Raw genomic sequence first — 21,681 nt, forward strand, 5'->3', positions numbered from 1 at the left:
GTATCATGTCGCCCTGATCCCGGCATCGCTGCCACGACCGACCGGTGGGAACCGCCACCGGCCTGGCCCGCGATCCTCGACCGTTCTGGAGGCTGTCACCGCCATGCTCGAATTGCAAGGCGCACCCGCGCTATCTGCATTCCGCCACGCCAAACTGCTCGCCACGCTTCGCGAAAGCGTCCCCGAAGTCGAGTCGCTGAGCGCGCACTATGTCCATTTTGTCGATCACCAAGGCGCGCTGGATGACGAGGCTCGCCAGCGGCTCGAGCGGTTGCTCGACTATGGTCACGGCAATGGTCATGAAAACCGCGGCGGCCACGACGCGCAGGGCGGCGAGTCTCGCGGACAGGTGGGTGGCGATCTTGCCGACACCAGCCACCGCTTTCTGGTCGTGCCGCGTATCGGCACTCTCTCGCCGTGGTCCTCCAAGGCGACCGATATCGTGCGCAACTGTGGGCTGACGCAGGTCGAGCGCATCGAACGCGGTATTGCTTATCGCGTGACCTTCAAGCGCGTCCCCGATGCCGATGCCTATGCCGCCCTGGTCGCGTTGCTTCACGACCGCATGACCGAGAGCGTGCTCTACGACGCGAGCGATGCCGCCAAGCTCTTTTCGCATCACGCGCCGACGCCGCTAGCGACAGTGGATATTCTCGGAGGCGGCCGCCCGGCGCTGGCGGCGGCCAATGGCGAGCTGGGGCTGGCGCTGGCCGAGGATGAGATCGACTACCTGGTCGCCGCGTTCCAGGATCTTGGGCGAAACCCGACCGACGTCGAACTGATGATGTTCGCTCAGGCCAATTCCGAGCACTGCCGTCACAAGATCTTCAACGCCGACTGGGTGATCGACGGCGAGGCTTTCGAGCACTCGCTGTTCAAGATGATCAAGAACACCTTCGAGCAGTCGAGCGACAAGGTGCTCTCCGCCTACAGCGACAATGCCGCGATCATCGAAGGCTCGCGAGCCGGGCGTTTCTTCCCCGCCCCGGAGACGCAGGTCTACGGCGCGACCGACGAGCCGATCCACATCCTGATGAAGGTGGAGACGCACAATCACCCGACCGCCATCGCTCCGCACCCGGGCGCGGCGACCGGTGCCGGTGGCGAGATCCGCGACGAAGGCGCCACTGGCCGCGGTGGCAAGCCCAAGGCTGGCCTGACCGGTTTCACCGTCTCCAACCTGCGTATTCCCGAATTCGTCCAGCCGTGGGAAGCCTTCGACTACGGCAAACCCGAGCGCATCCAGTCGGCGCTCGACATCATGCTCGAGGGGCCGATCGGCGGTGCCGCCTTCAACAACGAGTTCGGCCGGCCCAATCTCAACGGCTTCTTCCGGACGTTCGAACTCGACGCGGTGGGCGCCGGCGGTATCGAGCGTCGCGGCTACCACAAGCCAGTGATGCTGGCCGGCGGCTACGGCAACGTGCGTGACGGCCACGTGCTCAAGGGCGAGATCCCCGTCGGGGCCAAGCTGATCGTGATGGGCGGGCCGGCGATGCTGATCGGTCTCGGCGGCGGCGCGGCCTCGTCGATGGCCTCCGGGGCCTCGAGCGAAGATCTCGACTTCGCATCGGTGCAACGCGACAACCCGGAAATCGAGCGCCGCGCCCAAGAAGTGATCGATCGCTGCTGGGCGCTGGGCGAAGCCAATCCGATCGCCTTTATCCACGATGTCGGCGCCGGCGGTCTCTCCAATGCGCTGCCGGAACTGGTCAAGGACGGCGGCCGCGGCGGCCTCTTCGACCTGCGCGCCGTACCTAGCACCGAGCCTGGCATGAGCCCGCTCGAGATCTGGTGCAACGAAGCGCAGGAGCGCTATGTGCTGGCGGTGGCGCCGGCACAGCTCGACGCCTTCGATGCGCTCTGCCAGCGTGAACGCTGCCCCTACGCGGTGGTCGGCGAGGCGACCGAAGCGCATCACCTTGCGGTACGCGATGGCCATTTCGAGGCCGACCCGGTCGATCTGCCGATGAGCGTGCTGTTCGGCAAGCCGCCCAAGATGCAGCGCAGCTTCGAGCGCCAGACGCTCAGCTTGCCCGGGCTCGGGCTCGACAACCTCGACCTGCGTGAAGCGCTGGATCGGGTGCTGAAGCTGCCGACCGTGGCCTCCAAGAGCTTCCTGATCACCATCGGCGATCGTTCGATCACCGGCCAGGTCGCCCGCGACCAGATGGTGGGGCCGTGGCAGGTGCCGGTGGCCGACTGCGCGGTCACCACGGCAAGCTTCGATACCCACGCCGGCGAGGCGATGGCCATGGGCGAGCGTCCACCGGTGGCGCTGATCGACCCGGCAGCGAGTGCGCGCCTGGCGGTGGCCGAGACCATTACTAACCTGGCCGCAGCACCGATCGCCGCGCTCTCCGATATCAAGCTCTCCGCCAACTGGATGAGCGCCGCCGACCACGTCGGCGAGAACCAGGCGCTCTTCGATGCCGTGCACGCCGTCGGCATGGAGCTTTGCCCGGCGCTCGGCATTGCGGTGCCGGTGGGCAAGGACTCCATGTCCATGCGCACCGCCTGGCAGGCCGGCGAGGGTGAGACGCTCGAGGAGAAGAGCGTGACAGCGCCGTTGACGCTGGATATCACCGGTTTCGCGCCGGTGACCGACGCGATGAAGACGCTGACGCCGCAGCTGAGACTCGACCAGGACGAGAGCGATCTGATCCTGATCGACCTCGGCCGTGGCCAGAACCGCCTGGGCGGCTCCGCCCTGGCCCAGGTCTACGGTCAGGTGGGCAACGAGTGCCCGGACGTCGATGATGCCGAGGATCTCTTGGCCTTCTTCCGCGTGATCCAGGGGCTCAATGCCGACGGCAAACTGCTGGCCTACCACGATCGCAGCGATGGCGGCCTGATCGTGACGCTGCTGGAGATGGCCTTCGCCGGTCGCGGCGGCCTCGAGATCAAGCTCGACTGGCTGATCGACGATGCCGTGGGGGCGGTCGAGGCGCTGTTCGCCGAAGAGCTGGGCGCGGTGATCCAGGTCAACCGCGAGGAGACCGAGTTCGTGCTGGCGCAGTTCGCCGCGGCCGGCATCGAGACCTGCGGTGTGATCGCTCGCCCGCGCTACGACGATCAGGTTCGCGTGACCCTGTTCGAGGAGCCGTTGCTGGAAACCACACGCGCCATGACCCAGCGCGCCTGGTCGGAAACCAGTTATCGCCTCCAGGCGCTGCGCGACAATCCGGCTTCCGCCAAGAGCGAGTTCGACGGTCTGCTCAATCTGCGCGATCCGGGGCTCTCCGCCACGCCGACCTTCGACGTCGACGAGGACATCGCGGCACCGTTCATCAACAGTGGCGTGCGCCCGCGCGTGGCGATCCTGCGCGAGCAGGGCGTCAATGGCCATGTGGAGATGGCCGCGGCCTTCGACCGGGCTGGCTTCGAGGCGGTCGACGTTCACATGAGCGACATCATCGAAGGGCGTATCGCGCTGGATGACATGAAAGGGCTGATCGGCTGTGGCGGCTTCTCCTACGGCGACGTGCTCGGCGCTGGCGGCGGCTGGGCCAAATCGGCGCTCTACAACGGTCGTGCCCGCGATCAGTTCGCCGCCTTCTTTGCTCGCGAGGACACGTTCGGTCTCGGCGTCTGCAACGGCTGCCAGATGTTCTCGCAGTTGAAGGAGCTGATTCCCGGCGCCGAGCGCTGGCCGCGCTTCGTGCGCAACGAATCTGAACAGTTCGAGGCGCGCGTCTCGATGGTCCAGGTTGAGGAGAGCCCCTCGATCCTGCTCGCCGGCATGGCCGGCTCGACCCTGCCGGTGGCCGTGGCCCACGGCGAAGGCCGGGCGTTGTTCGAGGACAGCGGCCATCTTCGTGGCATGCAGAACAGCGGCCAGATTGCGATGCGCTACATCGATAACGACGGCCAGGTCACCACACGCTATCCGGCCAACCCCAACGGCTCGCCGGCCGGCGTGACCGGGCTGACCACGCCGGACGGTCGGGTGACGATCATGATGCCGCACCCGGAACGTGTCGCCCGCGCGGTGACCAATTCCTGGCGTCCGCCCGAGTGGACGCAAGACGGCGCCTGGATGCGTCTGTTCCGTAACGCGCGCGTCTGGGTCGACTGATTCGCGACGCGCTCGCGCGTCAGCTGTCGCACCGCAAGCCGGCCTGCCCTTCGGTTATCGACGAACGGGCAGGCCGGTTTTTTTTGATGGTGCCGTCGTTGGCCGCCGTGGCGGCGGCGTGCGAGGCAGCGTGACCGAGTCGAGGCAACGCCGAGCGTCGCCATGCCGGCGATCTCGTGATTCGCGGGTCGGTCAGGTGCCCAAACGTTCGATCGACAGGAAGCTCCCGCGATCATCGAAGTGCAGGCGGTAGCGGCCGTGAACGCCGTCGCGCTGAACGATGCGGTGCAGGGCGCGAGCCGGAAGCCGCACGCGGCGGCCGTCGACGGCGTGCGTATCGATAGCGTCGGCCTCGCCATGGTAATAGCGCCGACACTGGGCGGGGGTGAGATCGAGAAAGATATCGACGCTGGGCATGCGGGATCCGGTGGCCGGCAAACGCGCAGCTTGCCGCAGGCGGATGCCGGCGGCAAGACGATCGGGGGCACGCGACAGGCGCCGGCTTGCGCTGCCTGCCGCGTACCGGGGGGCAGGATGTTGCGGTGGCGGTCGCAGCATTGCCGGTGCGAGTGGCAACCAGGCGATAGCCCACGGCGCCAGCGAGGAACAGCATCGCACCACAGCCGGCGGCGAGCAGGTAGGCGCCGGTGACCGCGCTGGACGCTACGCCGTAACGCGTGGCCATGGCGGCTAATGGATCGGCGTACTGCAGCCACAGAAAGGCGCCCACGGCGATGCCGGCGAGCATGGTGAAGCCGGCTACCCGACGCGTCACGGCGGCCCAGGCGCGATCGTCCTGCAGCGGCCGTCGATGCAGAAACTCGCGATAGTCCTGTTCCGCCTGGCTGACGCGGGTCAGGCTCGAGGCCAGTATGATTGCTGCCAGAGCCGCGACGGTGCTGATGGCCACCGGGTGGAGATAGACCGGCAGCGTCACCCATTCGGCCTGCACCATCAGCGACAGGATCAGGTTGCCGACGAAGCCGACGCCCAGACCCCAGCCGGCACCGGCGGCGGTGATGCGCCGGCTCCAGATGCTCATCAGCGCGACCGGCCCCCAGGAGGAGGCAAACAGCGTGGCGGCAAACCAGACCACCGCCATCACGGCGGGTGGCTGGAACAGGGCCAGCAGCAGTGTCACCAGTCCGGCGCCAAGGACGCCAATACGGCTCGCTCTCATGGCGGCGGCCTCGCTGCGCGCGGCGGGCAGGATATCGTTGGCCAGGCTGAAGCCGATGATCGACAGGAATGTCGAGCAGGAGGAGAGGCCGGCGGCGAATACACCGGTGAGAATCAGGATGCCCAGCCAGGCGGGCAGCACGTTGAGCGCGGCCCACACCATCGAACGCTCGCCGTCGAGGGTCGGATCATAGAGGTTGATGGCAGCTCCGGTCATCATCATCAGGGCATAGAACACGGCCAGTGCGACGGCCGTGAGCATGGCCGAACGCATCACCACGTGCTCGTTGCGCGCCATCAGGTAGCGGCTCGATTGCCACGGGCTGGCTGCCAGCACCGCGGCCCAGACCAGACCCAGCGTCAGCCCCCAGGTCAGGGCTTCCCCGGGCGAGCTGAAGGTCGCGCCTTCCCCCTGGACCACACCATGCCATAGCGCGATATCCGGCTTGTCGGACTGCGCCAGCAAGCCCTCGATAACGCTCGACCAGCCGCCCAGATCGCCGATGATGTACAGCGAGCCGCCGATCGCCGCCACCGAAAAGATGAGGAACATGATGGTGTCGGTCAGGACCACGCCCTGGGAGCCGGAGTAGAGGATGAAGCCGGTGTAGGTCAGCCACACCAGCACCAGCCCGACCCAGTAGGGCAGGCCGGTCAATTCCTCGAACATGATGCCGGCCCCCTGCATGACGCCCAGCAGGTAGGCGCCGAGACCGACCACCGTGGTCAGTCCGGCAACGATCTGCACCCGACGCGAGGCAAATCGTTTGCCGAAAAATTCGGGGACCGTCAGCGCTTCGCTGCGGCGCAGATAGCGGCCGAATACCAGAGCGCCGAGCAGGCAGCCGGCGGTGCTGATCGCGGCGAAGATCAGCATCACGAAGGGGTAGCCGTCGTAGGCGAAACCGGTCTCGCCCAGGAAGGCGCTGGTGCTGAGATAGCTGGCGACCAGTGTGCCCAGAATCAGCAAGGTGGGGGCGTTGCGCCCGGCCACCAGGTAGTCGTCGAGATGCTTGACGCGACGACCGGCCAGGTTGCCGATGATGAAGTAGCCGACGAGGCTGATCAGGATGGCGATCGTATAGATCATGGCGACTCCCGATGGATGATCCCCGGTGAATGGTTACCGGTGGATTGTTGGTGTTTGTCGCCATGATAGGGGGCGTGTCGACGGTGAACGTTCCGGGGTCGACGCGGGATGCCGCTATTGCGACATGCGACGGGGGGCGTGCCCGCGGAATGTCCTGCGCCGCTATCGATTTGGCGTCAGTCGGGATACAGATCCCATGACCGTGTCCGCATTCGCTCCAGGCAGAGCCTGAGCTCACCATCCAGCGCGCGGTCCTCGATCACCGGTGCGAACTCCTCGCGCAGTGTGGCGACCATCGCCGCGAGCGGGGCAGAGAGCGGATCGCCGCGCAGGTGGACGCCCTGCAGCGCGGCCAGCAGCGTCGCCGCGGCCACCTGCTCGGTCAGTTCGAGCACACGGATGGCGTCGCGCGCGGCGATGGTGCCCATGCTCACCTTGTCTTGGTTGTGGCACTCGGTGGAGCGCGAGAAAACGCTGGCCGGCAGGGTGCCCTTGAGCGCCTCGGCGCTCCATGCCGAGGCACCGATCTGTACTGCCTTGAACCCATGATTGATCATCGAGCGCTCTGCGGGTGCCCCCGAGAGGTTGGCAGGCAGGCCGTGGTTGTAGCGAGTATCGACGAGCAGCGCGAGCTGGCGGTCGAGCAGGTCGGCGACGTTGGCGACCAGCGTCTTGAGGCTGTCCATGGCGAAGGCGATATGCCCGCCGTAGAAGTGGCCGCCGTGCATCACCTCGCCGCTGTCCGGGTCGATCAGTGGATTGTCGTTGGCGCTATTGAGTTCGGTCTCGATGAAGCTGCGCAGCCAGCCCAGGCTGTCGGCCAGCACGCCGAGGACGTGGGGCGCGCAGCGCAGCGAATAACGATCCTGCAGGCGCTGCTGGCTCGCTGCCGCCGTTGCGAGGTCGGTGCGCAGCCAGGCGGCAACCTGCATCTGACCGGGATGCGGCTTGGCGGCAAATAGGCGGGCGTCGAAGTGGGCCGGGTTGCCGCGCAGGGCGCTGACGTTGAGCGCGGTGATGCGCGTGGCGAGCCTGAGCAGATAGTCGGCACGGACAAAGGCGCGACAGGCGAGGGCGGTCATCACCGCCGTACCGTTCATCAGCGCCAGCGGCTCCTTGGGGCGCAGCGTCAGCGGCGTCCAGCCCAGCTCGGCCAGTGCCTCGGCGGCGGGGCGAACCGCGCCGCGCCAGATCACGTCGCGCTCTCCGCAGAGCATGGCGGCGACGTAGGAGAGCGGGGTGAGGTCGCCGCTGGCGCCGACCGAGCCCTCTTCCGGAATGCGCGGCAGCAGGTCTACCGCCAGACAGGCCTGCAGCCGCTCCAGTAGCGCCAGGCGGACACCGGAGTCGCCCTGGCAGAGCGACTGCAGGCGCGCGGCGAGAACGGCGCGGGCGTCCTCGGCGTCGAGAAATCGACCCAGCCCACAGCCGTGAAAGGTATAGAGCTGACGCGGCAGCGCCTCGACCTGCGCCAGCGGCACGGCGGTGACGCAGGAGTCGCCGTAGCCGGTGGTGATGCCGTAGATCCGCCCCTCCTGGTCGAGTAGCCGCTCGACCGCGGTCGCGCCCCGGTCGATGCGCTGGCGCCAGTCGGCGTCGTCATCGAGCCGTGAGCCGGCGCGTCGCTCGGCCAGGGCAACGACGGATTCGATCGTGATCGGGGCAGGCCCGAAGGTGATGCGGGGGGTGGAATCGGGCATGCAACGGCATCCGGCGGCGGAAGGAAGCGCCGAGTCTAGCCGGATGGGCGGTCGGCGAGCCAGTGGATGCCGTTAGACGAAGGTCGAGCCGCAGGGCGGCTGTCGACGGGTATCAGCTCGGGCGTGTCGCCGTGTAGAAGAAGCGGATAGTCGGCTCCGCGGCGACCAGCGGGGCGCTGCTCTCCTTGAACGGTGCGTAGTGTGGCATCGTCTTGTGGTGCTCGAAGGCGTCACGGTCGCGATAGACCTCGTGTAGCACGACCAGATCCTCGCTGCCCTCGGGCGTCAACACGTCGAAGCCGAGACAGCCGGCCTCGTTGGCCAGCGATTCGCTGGCGTCATTATGCGCTAGCGCCAGAAAGGCGGGCACCTGCCCCGGTTTGATCTGAAACTCGGCGATCACCACGAACTGCGTGGAATCGGTCATCGGAACCTCCTTGTCGATGCGTATCGGTTGATTATCGATGATGCCTGTCACCAACGAGAGCCGAGCTTTGGGCGACCCGTGCGGCCGAAGCGGGCAACGTCAATGAACGCGCGGGGCTTCGCCCATGCCTAGGCGTTCCTGAAATTCGGCCACGGCGCTCTTCAACAGTTCCATCAGACCGGGGATCAGCGCCACGCCCTGGTCCGGTCCCTCGACGAACTGCTCGACGCTCACGTGCACGGCTTCGTTGTGCACTACCAGTTTGGCAGCCTTGATCGTGTTCATCACGTCGTTCGCCGTTTCCAGCAACAGGCTACGGTCGGTCGCCGCCGCGGCCTGCCAGACGCCCGGCAGCATCAGTTGGAAGAAAGCCGGCTCGTCGGCGGCCACTACCAGCACGAACTCCAACTCGTCCTGGCGAAGGCGCGCAGCCTGCTCGTCCATCGCCTCGATATCGATATCCTGCGCACGCAGCTGTTCGATATAGAGTTCCAGCGGGGTGTCGGTCTGCATGAGGGGCGCTCCTTGCTGTAATCCGTGAGACGCAACCGCGTCATGGATCGGGGTTTTCGGCATTGTACGGCAATCGGCGATGGCTGATCTCGGGAGCGCCGATTACCATGCGCGCATGTCTTCCGTCGCCCCGCAACTTCGTCCCTATCAGACCCAGGCCGTCGACAACGTCATTACCCATTTTCGCGGTAGTGACGAGCCGGCGGTGGTGGTGCTGCCGACTGGTAGCGGCAAGTCGCTGGTGATCGCGGAGCTGGCGCGGCGCGCGCGTGGGCGGGTGCTGGTGCTGGCCCACGTGCGCGAGCTGGTCGAACAGAATCACGCCAAATATCTGGCCTATGGGCTCGAGGCGGATATCTTCAGCGCAGGCCTGGGGCGCAAGGAGAGTACGCGGCAGGTGGTGTTCGGCTCGGTGCAGTCGGTGGTCAACGGACTCGATGCTTTTGCCTCCGGCGACTTCACCCTGCTGGTGATCGACGAGTGCCACCGGGTGTCGCTCTCCCGAGAGACGCTTTCTATGTCGTCACAGGCGGCGTCGACACAGGGGGCGTCGAAACAGGGGGCGTCGAAACAGGGAGCGGCGGGCACGCGCGCGGCGTCGACCTATGAAATTGTGATCGCCCGGCTGCAGCAGGCGAGGCCCAATCTCAAGGTGCTGGGGTTGACGGCGACGCCCTACCGGTTGGGCGAAGGCTTTCTCTACCATCGCCACTACCACGGCATGGTTCGCGGTTCGCAAGACGCCTTTTTCCGCGACTGCGTGTTCGAGCAGCCGCTGCGGGTCATGGTGCGCCAGGGCTATCTGGCCGAGCCGAAGCGCATCGACGCCGCCATGGCCTTCTATGACTTTTCGCGTCTCGTGGCGCAGCGCAACGGCCAGTTCGCCGAGCGCGACATGAATGCTGTGGTGCAGGGCAATCGCGCCACGCCGCAGATCGTCGCCGACGTGATCGAGCGTTCTCGCGACCGCGAGGGTGTGATGCTCTTCGCGGCGACGGTCGCCCATGCCGAAGAGGTGCTCGGCCTGCTGCCGGCGGACGACGGCGCGCTGGTCACCGGTGCAACGCCGGGCCAGGAGCGCGAGCGTCTTATCGAGGCCTTCAAGGCGCGCCGCTTCAAGTATCTGGTCAACGTCGCGGTGCTCACGACCGGTTTCGATGCGCCCCACGTCGATGTCATCGCGATCCTTCGGCCGACCGAGTCGGTCGGCCTCTATCAGCAGATCGTCGGGCGCGGCCTGCGGCTCTCGCCCGGCAAGCACGACTGTCTGGTGCTCGACTACGCCGGCAACCCCTGGGACCTCTTTGCGCCGGAGATCGCCCAGGCCCGGCCGGACAGCGATAGCGAGCCGGTCCAAGTCGAGTGCCCCGAATGCGGCTTCGCCAATACCTTCTGGGGCAAGCGTGACGGCGAGTTCGTGATCGAACATCACGGGCGGCGCTGTCAGGGGCTCGTGCTCTCCACACGCGCCCAGGACCGCGCGCTCTCTATGCGCGCCCAGGACCGCGCGCAAAACGGAAGGTCAAGCCCGGACGAGGAGATCGATATCGGCGCAGCATCGGGCGCCTTAGAGAGTCGACGTCAGTGCACGTTTCGCTTCCGCTTCAAGGTTTGCGAGCAGTGTGGCGGCGAAAACGACATCGCGGCGCGGGCCTGCGGCGACTGTGGCGAGCGGTTGGTCGACCCCGACGACAAGCTGCGCGACGCCTTGAAACTCAGGCATGCCAAGGTGCTTCGCGTCAGCGGCATGCAGCTTCAGGCGACCACCAATGGCCGCGGCCTGCCACGCCTCAAGGTGGTTTATCACGACGAGGATGGCGAGACGCTGGAAGAGTGGTTCGGCCTGGAGACGCCGGCACAGCAGCACGTCTTCGAGCGCGTCTTCCTGCGTGAACATCTGCGTGCGCCAGGCAGCGGCTGGCGGCCCGTCTCGGCCGAAGAGGTCGCGCGCGAAGCGCATCGCCTGCGTGCACCGGATTTCGCCATTGCCCGCAAGACCGGCCGCCACTGGCGGGTCGACGAGAAACTGTTCGACTACGTTGGGCGCTATCGCAAGGCCGAGGCGGCCGGGTAGATCGCGTGACGGCGTCGATGCCGGGCAGAGGCCGGCGAGCGTGAGTGAGATTTCCTACGTCTCACGGTGGCATTGTCCTACGTCAACTGACGTGATGCGCCACGGACGGCGGTGGCGAGGGTTGCTAGTATCCCCGGCGCTCCACGAGACCCCTTCCAGGCAAGGAGATATGGTGGAATCCGTACCCTGTCCCTACTGCAGAGAAGCCATCAAGGCAGAGGCCACGCGGTGCAAGCACTGCAGTACCACGCTGGGTCGACCGGACGCGCAGGGTCGCCGTCGAGCGCCCAGTCCTGAAACCTGGTGGCTGCCAGTACCAGCCATCTTTCTTGGCTTGCTGTCGCTATTCTGTGCCTGGGCCCTGGCCGGGCTCCCGCTCTCGCCGGACCAGCGGCTCGGCATGCTGGTGATTCCGCAGCTGGGGCTGGCGACCGGCCTGGCCGGGGCATTGATCCAAAAGAAGGGGCGTAGAACCGCCATTGCCGGATGCGCGATCTCCGCCTTCGCGCTGATCATCGCTATCGGCATACTGATTTGACTGAAATGGGAATGACCATGGATTGCCCTTATTGCCGCGAAGAGATTCAGGACGGCGCCATCAAATGCAAGCATTGTGGCTCGATGCTGGGCGAGAACGCTGCCGCCAATGTCGAGGTGACATCCGCCTTCGGCTACTTCAAGAAATGCTTTCAGCTCTACTGTGTCTTCCAGGGGCGGGCGCGGCGGCGGGAGTACTGGTTCTTCGTCCTGTTCTCGATGATCTTCTCGCTGGCGACAGGCTGGTTGGACGCCATGCTCTTCGATTCGGCCGGCGGCTTCGGCGTGTTCAACCTGATCTACAACCTGGCCGTGATTCTTCCAAGTCTCGCGGTGACGGTACGGCGTCTCCACGACACGGGACGCTCCGGATGGTGGATGTGGATCTCGCTGGTGCCCGTCGTGGGGGCGATCGTTCTGCTGGTTTTCCTGGTCCAGGACAGCCAGCCAGACAATGGCTACGGCAGAAACCCTAAGTTTGCCGGCCCGGGCGACGCCGTCACCGTCGCTTGAGGCCTGCATCATCGTGGCGCGGATCGGCACCGTCGTGTCCTCCGCAGGGGGAGCCACTGTGTCGCGCAGGAAGCCGAACCGTGAAAGTCATTTCCCGGCTAACAAAACGACTGGGGTCGTTGGCGCCGATTGGCTAGAATAGGAAGGTGCCCCGATCGTGGGCACCTTTTTTCATTCTGCAGCCAAGGAGCTCACCATGAGCTGGACGACCCCGGAAGTGAAGGAAATCTGTGTCGGCATGGAAATCAACGACTACATGCCCGCTGAATTTTGAGTCGTGAGACCGTGGCACGCGGGACTGCGTTGCAGATGCACGTGCTCGGGGCAGCCGCCGGTGGCGGCTCGCCTCAGTGGAACTGCCGCTGTGAGGTCTGCCGGCTGGCATGGGCCGGCGACCCTCGCGTCACGCCGCGCACGCAATCCTCCATCGCTGTCAGCATCGACGGCGAGCAGTGGGCGCTGATCAACTGCGCGCCCGATATCCTCAAGCAGCTTCAACAGACGCCGGCACTGCATCCGCGCGAGGGCCATCGGCATACGCCAATTGCCAGCGTGCTGCTGACCAATGCCGACGTCGATCATGTCGGCGGTTTGCTCAATCTCCGCGAGAGCTCTCCGTTTCGCTTGTTGGCGACGCCGATGATCCAGGATGTCCTGCAGCAGAACCCGATCTTCGAGGTGCTCAACCCGGCGTATGTGACACGCGAGTCGATCGCCCTCGAGACCGCCTTCACGCTGCTCGAGGGGCTCGAAGCACGGCTGTTCGCCGTCCCGGGCAAGACTGCGCTCTACCTTGAAGGCGAGAACGTCGAGCTCGGCATCGAGGGTGAGAGCACCGTTGGCGTCGAGTTCATCCACGGCAGCCAGCGCGCCTATTACATCCCCGGCTGCGCGGCGGTGACGCCAGGCCTGGCCGAACGTCTCGATGGCGCCGATCTGCTGCTGTTCGATGGCACGCTGTGGCGTGATGACGAAATGATCGAGGCCGGGGTCGGCGTCAAGACCGGCGCGCGCATGGGGCACATGTCGATGTCCGGTGACGACGGCAGCCTGGCCGCACTGGCGGATATCGACGTCGCACGACGCGTGTTCGTGCATATCAACAACACCAATCCGGTACTCATCGCGGGCTCGTCGCAGCGCGGCGAGGTCGAGCGGTCGGGTTGGGAGATCGCCTTCGACGGCATGGAGCTCATGTGTCGAACCTGAATGTCGAGAATTACCCGGATCTCGTCGAGCCGCTGTCGATGGAGGCACTGGAAGCGCGCCTGCGCGAAGTCGGCGAGACTCGCTATCACCATCGCCATCCGTTTCAGCTGATGCTGCAGCACGGCGAGCTGGACAAGCGTCAGGTCCAGGCCTGGGCGCTCAACCGCTACTACTATCAGGCGATGATCCCGATCAAGGACGCTTCCCTGATCGCCCGACTGGACGATCCCGAGCTGCGTCGGATCTGGCGTTCGCGGCTCGTCGATCACGACGGCAACGCGCCGGGCGAGGGTGGCATCGCCCGCTGGCTAATCCTTACCGACAGCCTTGGGCTCGAGCGCGAGCTGGTGACATCGGCCCGCGCCATTCTGCCGGCGACCCGCTTCGCGGTGGAGGCCTATACTCACTTCGTCCGCGACCGCACGCTGCTCGAGGCGATTGCTTCGTCGCTCACCGAGCTGTTCTCGCCGATGGTGATCGGCCAGCGCGTGCGCGGCATGCTCGAGCACTACGACTTCGTCTCCCGCGAGACGCTGGCCTACTTCGAGCCACGCCTGACCCAGGCGCCGCGGGATGCCGAAATGGCACTCGACTACGTCAAGCGTCACGCGCAGCGCGCCGACCAGCAGCAGGCGGTCATCGACGCGCTGCGTTTCAAGTGCAGCGTCTTGTGGGCAATGCTCGATGCGCTTTCGCACGCCTACGTTGCGCCAGGGCAGGTGCCGCCGGGAGCCTGGAATGGTGAGGCGGGGCCGACCTCATGACAACGTCCCCCGAGCTTCAGCCGACCGACACCGTGCGCATCCCGCGGGGCGTACGCCTGCGCGAGGACAAAGCCCGTGGCGGCTGGGTGCTGTTGGCGCCGGAGCGGGTGTTCCAGCTCGACCCCATCGCGCGCGAAGTGCTGACGCGTGTCGATGGCGAGCGGACCATCGCCGATATCGTCGATGATCTGGCGGCGGCGTTCGACGCGCCGCGCGAACGTATCCTGACCGATGTGCGTGCGATGCTCCTCGATCTGATGACCAAGAACGTGCTGGAAGTGGTATGACCGAAGCCATGGCTGAATACAGGCGTGACACTGTCTCGTCCACTGCGAAGCCGGTGCCGCAGCCGCCGATCGGCATGCTGGCGGAGCTGACCCATCGCTGCCCGCTGCAGTGCCCCTACTGCTCCAACCCGATCGAGCTGACGCGCAAGCGCGAAGAGCTCGATACCGACACCTGGCGGCGCGTGTTCCGGCAGGCGGCGGACATGGGCGTGCTGCAGGTGCATCTCTCGGGAGGCGAGCCGGCGGCACGGCCGGACCTAGAGGCGCTGATCGCAAGCTGCGTCGAGTCCGGTCTCTATTCCAACCTGATCACCGCTGGCGTCAATATCAGCCGCGCGCGGCTCGACGCGCTGGCGGACGCGGGGCTCGATCATGTCCAGCTGTCGGTGCAGGGGGCGACGGCCGAGGTCAACGACCGCATCGCCAACCTGCCCGGCGCCTTCGACAAGAAGCTGGCCTTCGCGCGAAACGTGACCGACGTCGGGCTGCCGCTGACGCTCAACAGCGTGATTCATCGCCACAACCTGCATCAGATTCCCGATCTGGTCGAGCTGGCCGTCGAACTCGGTGCCCGGCGTCTCGAGATCGCCCACGCCCAGTACTATGGCTGGGCGCTCGAGAATCGGGCCGCGCTGATGCCGCCGCGCGAGCAGGTGATGGAAGCGCTCGAACTGGTCGAAGCCGCCCGCGAGCGGCTCAAAGGCAAGCTGGTGATCGACGCCGTGGTGCCGGACTACTATGCGCGCTTGCCCAAGCCGTGCATGAATGGTTGGGGGCGTCAGTCGCTCAACGTCACGCCCGCCGGCAAGGTATTGCCGTGCCACGCCGCCGAGACGATCCCCGGGCTCGAGTTCTGGAACGTGCGCGACCACGGCCTGAACGAGATATGGCGCGACAATCCGGCGTTCAACGCCTATCGCGGCACCGACTGGATGCCGGATAGCTGTCAGAGCTGCGACCGGCGCGAGATCGACTGGGGCGGCTGTCGCTGCCAGGCGCTGGCGTTGACCGGTGACGCCACGCAGATGGACCCGGTGTGTGAACTCTCGCCCTATCATGACGAGGTACAGGTGCTGGCGATTCGCGACGCCGGTCGCGACGACGACTTTCGCTATCGCCGCTTTGCGGCGGCCCCTCGCTAGGGGCGGCGCGTCGGCCGCCGGCCCGTGGACAGAGGTCGGTCGCTGAAAGCCCTGATAAACTGCCGAAACTGTCGTCGTCGGCGATCCCGCCTCGACGACTCCACTCAGCGGACAGCAGGGAGGCGACGTGAACGTCAGCGATTCCGAACACGACGCCGAGCGCCGGTCCGAAGCGGACGGGGCCGAGTCGAGCACGCCCGAACAGCTGCCGCTGGCATTCGTCGCTCGGGTCAACGGCGAACCGCTGACGCAGCTTCCCGAAGATCTCTATATCCCGCCGGAAGCGCTCAAGGTCTTTCTCGAGACCTTCGAGGGGCCCCTCGACCTGCTGCTCTATCTGATCCGGCGTCAGAATCTCGACATTCTGGCCGTGAACGTGGCAGCGATCACCCATCAGTACGTCGAGTACGTCGAGCTGATGCAGGCGATGGAGATCGATCTGGCCGGCGAGTATCTGGTGATGGCCGCGATGCTGGCCGAGATCAAGTCGCGCACGCTGCTGCCGCGCCCGCCCAAGGGCGACGACGAGGATGACGAAGCCGATCCGCGCGCCGAGCTGATTCGCCGGCTGCAGGAGTATGAGCAGCTCAAGATCGCTGCAGAGGAGCTCGACGAGCTGCCGCGCATGGGGCGCGACTGGCATCCAGCGCGGGCAGCGCTGCCCGCGCTGGAGCCGCGCGTGGTGCCGCCGGACGTGGCGCTGCCGGATCTGCTGGGGGCACTGAGCCAGATGCTCAAGCGCGCCGATCTGCGTCAGTCCCACCGCATCAGTCGCGAGGTGCTCTCGACCCGGGACCGCATGCAAGCGATCATGATGCGCCTGCATGCCGAGCACTATACGCCGTTCGAGGCGCTGTTCGCGCCGGAGGAGGGGCGTGCGGGCGTGATCGTCACCTTCATGGCGATTCTGGAATTAGCGCGTGAGTCGATGATCGAAATCGTGCAGAATGCGCCGCTCTCGCCGATTCACGTCCGCGCTCGCCTGGCGACAGGTGATGATGACGACGACGAGACGGATGACCTGCGCGACGGCGAGTCCGCCTTCGAGTCCAGCCTCGACGATGGGGCGCCACGTTATCCATCGGCCGATCAGGACGAGACGACATCATGAACCGTCTGACCGACCCCTACGTCACGCCACCGCTCGAGCAGATTCTCGAGGCGGTGCTGCTGGCAGCCGGCGAACCGCTGTCGCTGGAACGCCTGGCATCGCTGTTCGACACCAGCGGGCTTCATGACGGCAAGCCGCCATCGCGGGCGGCGCTGCGGGAATCGCTGGCTAGGCTGTCGGAGCGGTTGACGGCGAGCGGTGCGCTCGAGCTCCAGACGTCGGCCTCCGGCTATCAGGTACGCATCCGGCAACGGTTCTCGCCGTGGGTGTCGCGCCTCTGGGACGAGCGGCCGCAGCGCTACTCGCGTGCGCTGCTGGAAACGCTGGCGCTGATCGCCTACCGCCAGCCGGTGACGCGCGGCGACATCGAGGAGGTGCGCGGCGTAGCGGTCTCGAGTTCGATCATGCGCACGCTGGTCGAACGCGGCTGGATCCGTGTCGTCGGCCATCGCGATGTACCGGGACGCCCGGCGGTCTATGCCACGACCCGGACGTTTCTCGATGATCTGGGGCTGAAGACGCTCGACGCCCTGCCGCCGATGCATGAGCTCAAGCACTTCGACACATTCGAGACGGCCATGCATACGCCGTTCGCGGATGAGGGCGCTGGCGACACGGCGGCCGACGGCAAGATGCCAGACCCGTCGACACCCGATACGCCAGCGCCGGATACACCATCGGCAACGTCGGACAACGACGATGACGAGCACGCCGAGACGGCGTCCCCCGGCCAGTCGCTGAGTTTTGCCGAGCTCGAGGCGCGACTGGCTGAACGCGCTCGTCAGCGCGACGCCGAGGCGGCAGAGGATGCCGCCCCGAGTGACGTGCCGACGTACGCGGACACCCCGGAAGCGCGGCAGGAGGGCGACGACAACGCCGCCACGCTTCCCGCAGCCGATGAGGCATCGAAAGAGTCATGACAGACACCAACACCGAAAAACTGCAGAAGGTTCTGGCACGCGCGGGTTACGGCTCGCGACGTGAAATGGAAACGGCGATCAGCGCCGGTCGGATCAAGGTCAATGGCCAGGTCGCAACGCTGGGCGACCGGGTCGGCCAGCGCGACCGCGTACTGCTCGACGATCGCCCGATCAATCTGCGCGCCAACGACGAAGTGCCGCGCCGGGTCATCATGTACAACAAGCCGGAAGGCGAGCTGTGCACCCGAAAGGACCCTGAGGGGCGGCGCACCGTGTTCGAACGCCTGCCGCGGCTCAAGGGCGAACGCTGGATCGCCATCGGTCGTCTCGACATCAATACCAGCGGTCTGCTGCTCTTCACCACCGACGGCGAACTGGCCAACCGCCTGATGCATCCCTCGCATCAGATCGAGCGCGAATACGCGGTCCGCGTGATGGGCAATGTGCAGCGTCAGCACATCCTCAACATGGTCGAGGGCGTGATGCTGGACGATGGCCCGGCGCGCTTCACCGATGTGCAGGAGTTCGGCGGCGAGGGCATCAACACCTGGTTCCACGTGGTGATCATGGAAGGCCGTAACCGCGAGGTGCGCCGGCTGTGGGAATCCCAGGGGCTGACGGTCAGCCGCCTGAAGCGCGTGCGCTATGGCAATATCTTCCTCGACAAGCGGGCCAAGGCCGGCGAATGGACGGAGATGACCCAGGAGGAGATCGACGAGCTTTCCACCATGGCCGGGCTGGAACCGCGCAAGGTGCCGGAGCTGACGCCGGACGAGAAGAACCGCTGGAGCCGCGACAAGAACAAGCGGCGGCCGGTCACGGCCATGAAAAAGCCGCGTCGGTCAAGTCGCGAGGATTCCTGAGTCGTCCACGGGTTCGGCCTTGGGGCGCTGGCGATCAAAAAACGCTTGCCTGCTCCGAGGCTTACCATTAGTATGTGCGCCCAGTCGGAAGGGGTCGTTAGCTCAGTTGGTAGAGCAGTTGGCTTTTAACCAATTGGTCGTAGGTTCGAATCCTACACGACCCACCACTTTCCGACGGGTCGATGTGTGAGGTGTTGTCGCAAGCGTGGCAACGATTTCAAGCGTATGGGTCGTTAGCTCAGTTGGTAGAGCAGTTGGCTTTTAACCAATTGGTCGTAGGTTCGAATCCTACACGACCCACCATCGATTGCTCCCTTGCCCTGTGTGGCATCGATCTGGCCTTCTCTTGGCCGATCGTCCTTCGGGTCGTTAGCTCAGTTGGTAGAGCAGTTGGCTTTTAACCAATTGGTCGTAGGTTCGAATCCTACACGACCCACCATTTCGCATTCTGTTTCCGTTCTCTCGCTCGCTTCCGTTCTCTCGCTCGCGCCGCGATTTTTCGTCGGTTCGCTGCATGTCGCCCTGGGTCTGTGGTAATGATTGACGATTTCCTCAGGAGAGCGTCCATGCCCGGCCCTGCTTCCTCGCGCCCCTGTCGCGAGGGTCCCTATCGCCATGCACATGAGCCCATCGGCGAGGTCGACGATGCCTATTCCGGCCGCCTGACGCCGGATCTCGCGGTCAGCACCTATCGCAATATCGATCGGCTGTTTCCCTCCCGGACCATCGCGGCCGGCGAGTGCGCGCGGCCGTTGCCGGCGGCGCCGGTGGATCTCGGCGATGTCACCGTTCCCCTCGCGGATCATGTCTACGATCTCTACGACTATCTGGCGCTGAACAGCGTGACTGGCCTGCTGGTACTGCATCGCGGGCGAGTACTGCATGAGACCTACCAGCGCGGCAATGCGCCGGACACGCGCTGGATGTCGATGTCGCTGGCCAAGTCCGTGACCTCGACGCTCGCCGGCATGGCTATTCATGACGGCCTGATCGCGGAAGGTCTCGCGGCGCGAGTGGGCGACTATGTGCCGGCGCTGGGCGAGAGCGCCTACGCGGCAGTCTCGCTGCGCGACCTGCTGATGATGGCATCCGGCATCGGCTGGGATGAAACCTACACCGATCCGAACTCCGACCGGCGGGCGCTGTTGCAGGCGCAGCGCGCTCAGCGGGCGGGCGGCACCATGGCGGTGATGGCTGCGTTGCCGCGCGTGGCGATGCCCGGCGTGGAGCACAATTACAGCACCGGTGAGACCCAGATCCTCGCGGAAGTGGTGCGCCGGGCCGTGGGCCGTCCGCTGAGCGACTACCTCTCCGACAAGCTGTGGCGGCCCTATGGCATGGAGCACGATGCCACCTGGTGGCTCGAGTCGCCCGACGGTATCGAGATCGGCGGCAGTGGCATCGGCGCGACGCTGCGCGACTACGCCCGGTTCGGGCAGTTCATGCTGGACGGTGGCCTGGTTCAGGGACAGCCGACGCTGCCCGACGGCTGGATAGCCGAGGCGACGCGTCCGACGCGGCTGGCCGGCGGCGAGACGCTCGAGTACGGCTACATGTGGTGGACCGGCTGGACTGCGGCGTCACGCCGCGAGGGCGCCTACGCGGCGAGAGGGATTCACGGTCAGTATGTCTACATCAATCCGGCGCGGCAGATCGTGATCGTGCAGCACGCCGCCGCGCCGAAGCCGAAATTCCGCATGGTGATCGAGCCGATGCACTTTTTTGACGCCGTCGCGGCGCAGGTCGGCGACGCCGTCTGAGTCCCGTCACGCGCCTCGACGCGGCTGACGCGAGTATTAGAAGTTGCGCATCGTCTCGCGATAGCCGAGAAAGTCCTGGCGACGCTGCTCGATACGGCTGGCCATGGCGTAGTCGCCGCTGGTTTCGGCGGCTTCCTTGGCCGCGTCGAGCCGGCGGATGGCGGTGTCGATGCGTCCTTCCAGCTGCAGCTGCTCGGCGCGGGCCAGCTGTCCCCAGTCCTCGTGACCGCTGCGGCCCGCGGCTTCGGCCAGCAGGCCGAAGACGTTGGGGTCCTCCGGATACTGGGAACTCATGTCGCGCAGCACGTCGAAGGCCTGAGCGGGTGCGGTCTGCAGCAGCGCCTCGGCCTCGATCCACTGAGCGGGAAAATAGTTCGGCGACAGCCTCAATACCCGTCGGGCTCGCGTCAGCGCGACCTCACGCCGGCCGGCATCGTAAGCGACCTGAGCCGCGGTGGTCGGAATCATCGAGAGATCGGGATACTCGCTCGCCAGCTGATCGAGGCTCGCCAGCGCCGTATCCGGCCGGGTATCGGCCGCCATCAGCGCTTCCAGATAGCGCAGGGCGGCCGGCGGCGGATCGTTCTGCCGCAGCTGGGGCATCGCCTGTTCCGGCGTGTTCGGGTTGAGCATCAGCAGGGCGCGGGCGCGGATCATCGCGTAGGCCGGATCGTCGGCCGGTGCGGGCGGTGAGGTCAGCTGATCGGCGCGCGCCTGGGTGTCACTGATGCGCGACTGGGTCACCGGGTGCGTGAGCAGAAATTCCGGCGGGTTGCCGCCCTGCAGCGCGGCCATCTTCTGCAGCGCGCGGAACATCTCCGGCATTGCCTGCGGGTCGTAGCCGGCCTTGGCCATCGCCTCGAGGCCGACGCGGTCGGCTTCCTGCTCGAAGCGTCGCGAGTAGGCCAGCTGGTCCTGCATGAAGGCTGCCTGGGAGCCCATCATGGCGGCGAAACCGGCATCGCCACCACCTCCGGCGGCAATGATCATGCCAGCCAGCATCGCAGCCATGGTTGGCAGCTGCGTCTCCTCGACCCGCTCCATGCGTCGGGCGTAATGACGTTGGGCAAGGTGACCGAGCTCGTGGGCGAGCACCGAGGCGAACTCGTCCTCCACCGGCGCGGAGGCGAACAGGCCGGCATTGACGCCGACCACGCCGCCCGGCACGGCGAAGGCGTTGAGCAGGCGGCTGTCGACCAGCGTCACGATCAGGTGTTCGTGGACACCGCTGTAAGGCACCAGGCGAGCCAGCATGGAGCGGATATAGGTCTGGGCGATCGGGTCCTGCCACTGATCGGTACGGGCGCGGAACTGGCGTAGCCAGGCGCGGCCGAGACGGTACTCGTCGCCGCTGGTGACGGCGGAGCTGGTGCTGCCCAGGTCCGGCAGCTGATAGCCTTGGGTGGACGAGGTCTGCGCCTGGACCGTCGGCATGCCCCCGCCAAGGCCGGCGGCGAGCAGCGAGACGGCGAGCAGGCGACGCGTTTGCGATCCCAACGTGTTGTTCGTCATGC

General features: G+C 66.1%; 18 protein-coding genes, 3 tRNA genes and 1 pseudogene. 16 read left to right on the plus strand and 6 right to left on the minus strand.

Going from position 1 to position 21,681, the window contains the following annotated elements; translation table 11 throughout:
• The first annotated feature begins 103 nt into the window (after positions 1-103).
• Positions 104-4,078, plus strand: a complete 3,975-nt coding sequence (purL, locus tag MC381_RS10240) for a phosphoribosylformylglycinamidine synthase (RefSeq protein ID WP_251977656.1) — start codon at positions 104-106, stop codon at positions 4,076-4,078.
• A gap of 192 nt (positions 4,079-4,270) precedes the next feature.
• On the opposite strand, the gene MC381_RS18350 is transcribed toward purL, so the two are convergent.
• The 5 genes and pseudogenes from MC381_RS18350 to MC381_RS10265 all read right to left on the minus strand — a co-directional run bounded on the left by MC381_RS18350 (position 4,271) and on the right by MC381_RS10265 (position 8,987).
• Positions 4,271-4,636 carry a DUF2835 family protein gene (locus tag MC381_RS18350; RefSeq protein WP_319022843.1) on the minus strand — a complete coding sequence of 122 codons (366 nt, stop codon included), beginning with the start codon at positions 4,634-4,636 and terminating at the stop codon, positions 4,271-4,273.
• 436 nt (positions 4,637-5,072) lie between these two features.
• Positions 5,073-6,347: pseudogene (locus MC381_RS10250) on the minus strand (sodium:solute symporter family protein); the annotation flags it as partial.
• Positions 6,348-6,523: 176 nt separating this feature from the next.
• Positions 6,524-8,047, minus strand: a complete 1,524-nt coding sequence (locus MC381_RS10255) for an HAL/PAL/TAL family ammonia-lyase (protein ID WP_251977658.1) — start codon at positions 8,045-8,047, stop codon at positions 6,524-6,526.
• 112 nt (positions 8,048-8,159) lie between these two features.
• Entirely contained in the window at positions 8,160-8,474 is a 315-nt protein-coding gene (locus MC381_RS10260; protein ID WP_251977659.1) for a putative quinol monooxygenase, read from the minus strand.
• A gap of 99 nt (positions 8,475-8,573) precedes the next feature.
• Positions 8,574-8,987: a hypothetical protein gene (locus MC381_RS10265; protein ID WP_251977660.1), complete on the minus strand. Its 414-nt coding sequence runs from the start codon at positions 8,985-8,987 to the stop codon at positions 8,574-8,576.
• A 115-nt stretch (positions 8,988-9,102) separates the two neighbouring features.
• Here MC381_RS10265 and MC381_RS10270 point away from each other — a divergent pair, with 115 nt between their 5' ends.
• From MC381_RS10270 to MC381_RS10335, 15 genes are all read left to right on the plus strand, one after another.
• Entirely contained in the window at positions 9,103-11,061 is a 1,959-nt protein-coding gene (locus MC381_RS10270) for a DEAD/DEAH box helicase (RefSeq protein WP_251977661.1), read from the plus strand.
• A 172-nt stretch (positions 11,062-11,233) separates the two neighbouring features.
• Positions 11,234-11,599 (plus strand): hypothetical protein, encoded by a 366-nt coding sequence (locus tag MC381_RS10275; protein WP_251977662.1) that lies wholly within the window; start codon positions 11,234-11,236, stop codon positions 11,597-11,599.
• A 17-nt stretch (positions 11,600-11,616) separates the two neighbouring features.
• On the plus strand, positions 11,617-12,111 hold the full coding sequence (locus MC381_RS10280) for a zinc-ribbon domain-containing protein (RefSeq protein WP_251977663.1): 495 nt from the start codon (positions 11,617-11,619) through the stop codon (positions 12,109-12,111).
• 196 nt (positions 12,112-12,307) lie between these two features.
• Positions 12,308-12,385 carry a pyrroloquinoline quinone precursor peptide PqqA gene (gene pqqA / locus MC381_RS18395; RefSeq protein WP_075569317.1) on the plus strand — a complete coding sequence of 26 codons (78 nt, stop codon included), beginning with the start codon at positions 12,308-12,310 and terminating at the stop codon, positions 12,383-12,385.
• An 11-nt stretch (positions 12,386-12,396) separates the two neighbouring features.
• Positions 12,397-13,320, plus strand: a complete 924-nt coding sequence (gene pqqB / locus MC381_RS10285) for a pyrroloquinoline quinone biosynthesis protein PqqB (protein ID WP_251977664.1) — start codon at positions 12,397-12,399, stop codon at positions 13,318-13,320.
• Entirely contained in the window at positions 13,308-14,084 is a 777-nt protein-coding gene (gene pqqC / locus MC381_RS10290; protein WP_251977665.1) for a pyrroloquinoline-quinone synthase PqqC, read from the plus strand. Before pqqB ends, pqqC begins: the two co-directional genes overlap by 13 nt.
• Entirely contained in the window at positions 14,081-14,371 is a 291-nt protein-coding gene (gene pqqD, locus MC381_RS10295; RefSeq protein WP_251977666.1) for a pyrroloquinoline quinone biosynthesis peptide chaperone PqqD, read from the plus strand. Before pqqC ends, pqqD begins: the two co-directional genes overlap by 4 nt.
• Positions 14,372-14,379: 8 nt before the next feature.
• Positions 14,380-15,513: a pyrroloquinoline quinone biosynthesis protein PqqE gene (pqqE, locus tag MC381_RS10300; protein ID WP_251977667.1), complete on the plus strand. Its 1,134-nt coding sequence runs from the start codon at positions 14,380-14,382 to the stop codon at positions 15,511-15,513.
• 205 nt (positions 15,514-15,718) lie between these two features.
• The gene (locus MC381_RS10305) at positions 15,719-16,624 is read left to right on the plus strand and encodes a segregation and condensation protein A (protein WP_251978001.1); all 906 of its coding nucleotides are present in this window, start codon (positions 15,719-15,721) and stop codon (positions 16,622-16,624) included.
• Complete coding sequence (gene scpB / locus MC381_RS10310) at positions 16,621-17,544, plus strand: SMC-Scp complex subunit ScpB (RefSeq protein ID WP_251977668.1); 924 nt, start codon at positions 16,621-16,623, stop codon at positions 17,542-17,544. Before MC381_RS10305 ends, scpB begins: the two co-directional genes overlap by 4 nt.
• A complete protein-coding gene (gene rluB / locus MC381_RS10315; RefSeq protein ID WP_251977669.1) occupies positions 17,541-18,407 on the plus strand; it encodes a 23S rRNA pseudouridine(2605) synthase RluB in 867 nt (288 codons plus the stop codon). The genes scpB and rluB overlap by 4 nt, the downstream gene beginning before the upstream one ends.
• Before the next feature lie 91 nt (positions 18,408-18,498).
• Positions 18,499-18,574 (plus strand) — tRNA-Lys (locus MC381_RS10320).
• Between the two features lie 60 nt (positions 18,575-18,634).
• A tRNA-Lys gene (locus tag MC381_RS10325) sits at positions 18,635-18,710 on the plus strand.
• Positions 18,711-18,770: 60 nt separating this feature from the next.
• Positions 18,771-18,846, plus strand: a tRNA-Lys gene (locus tag MC381_RS10330).
• A 127-nt stretch (positions 18,847-18,973) separates the two neighbouring features.
• On the plus strand, positions 18,974-20,167 hold the full coding sequence (locus MC381_RS10335; RefSeq protein ID WP_251977670.1) for a serine hydrolase domain-containing protein: 1,194 nt from the start codon (positions 18,974-18,976) through the stop codon (positions 20,165-20,167).
• A 36-nt stretch (positions 20,168-20,203) separates the two neighbouring features.
• Here the strand turns inward: MC381_RS10335 and MC381_RS10340 are convergent, their stop codons facing one another.
• Entirely contained in the window at positions 20,204-21,679 is a 1,476-nt protein-coding gene (locus MC381_RS10340; RefSeq protein ID WP_251977671.1) for a M48 family metalloprotease, read from the minus strand.
• Between the last annotated feature and the right edge of the window lie 2 nt (positions 21,680-21,681).

Source organism: Salinicola avicenniae (assembly GCF_023736115.1).
Lineage (GTDB): Bacteria > Pseudomonadota > Gammaproteobacteria > Pseudomonadales > Halomonadaceae > Salinicola > Salinicola avicenniae.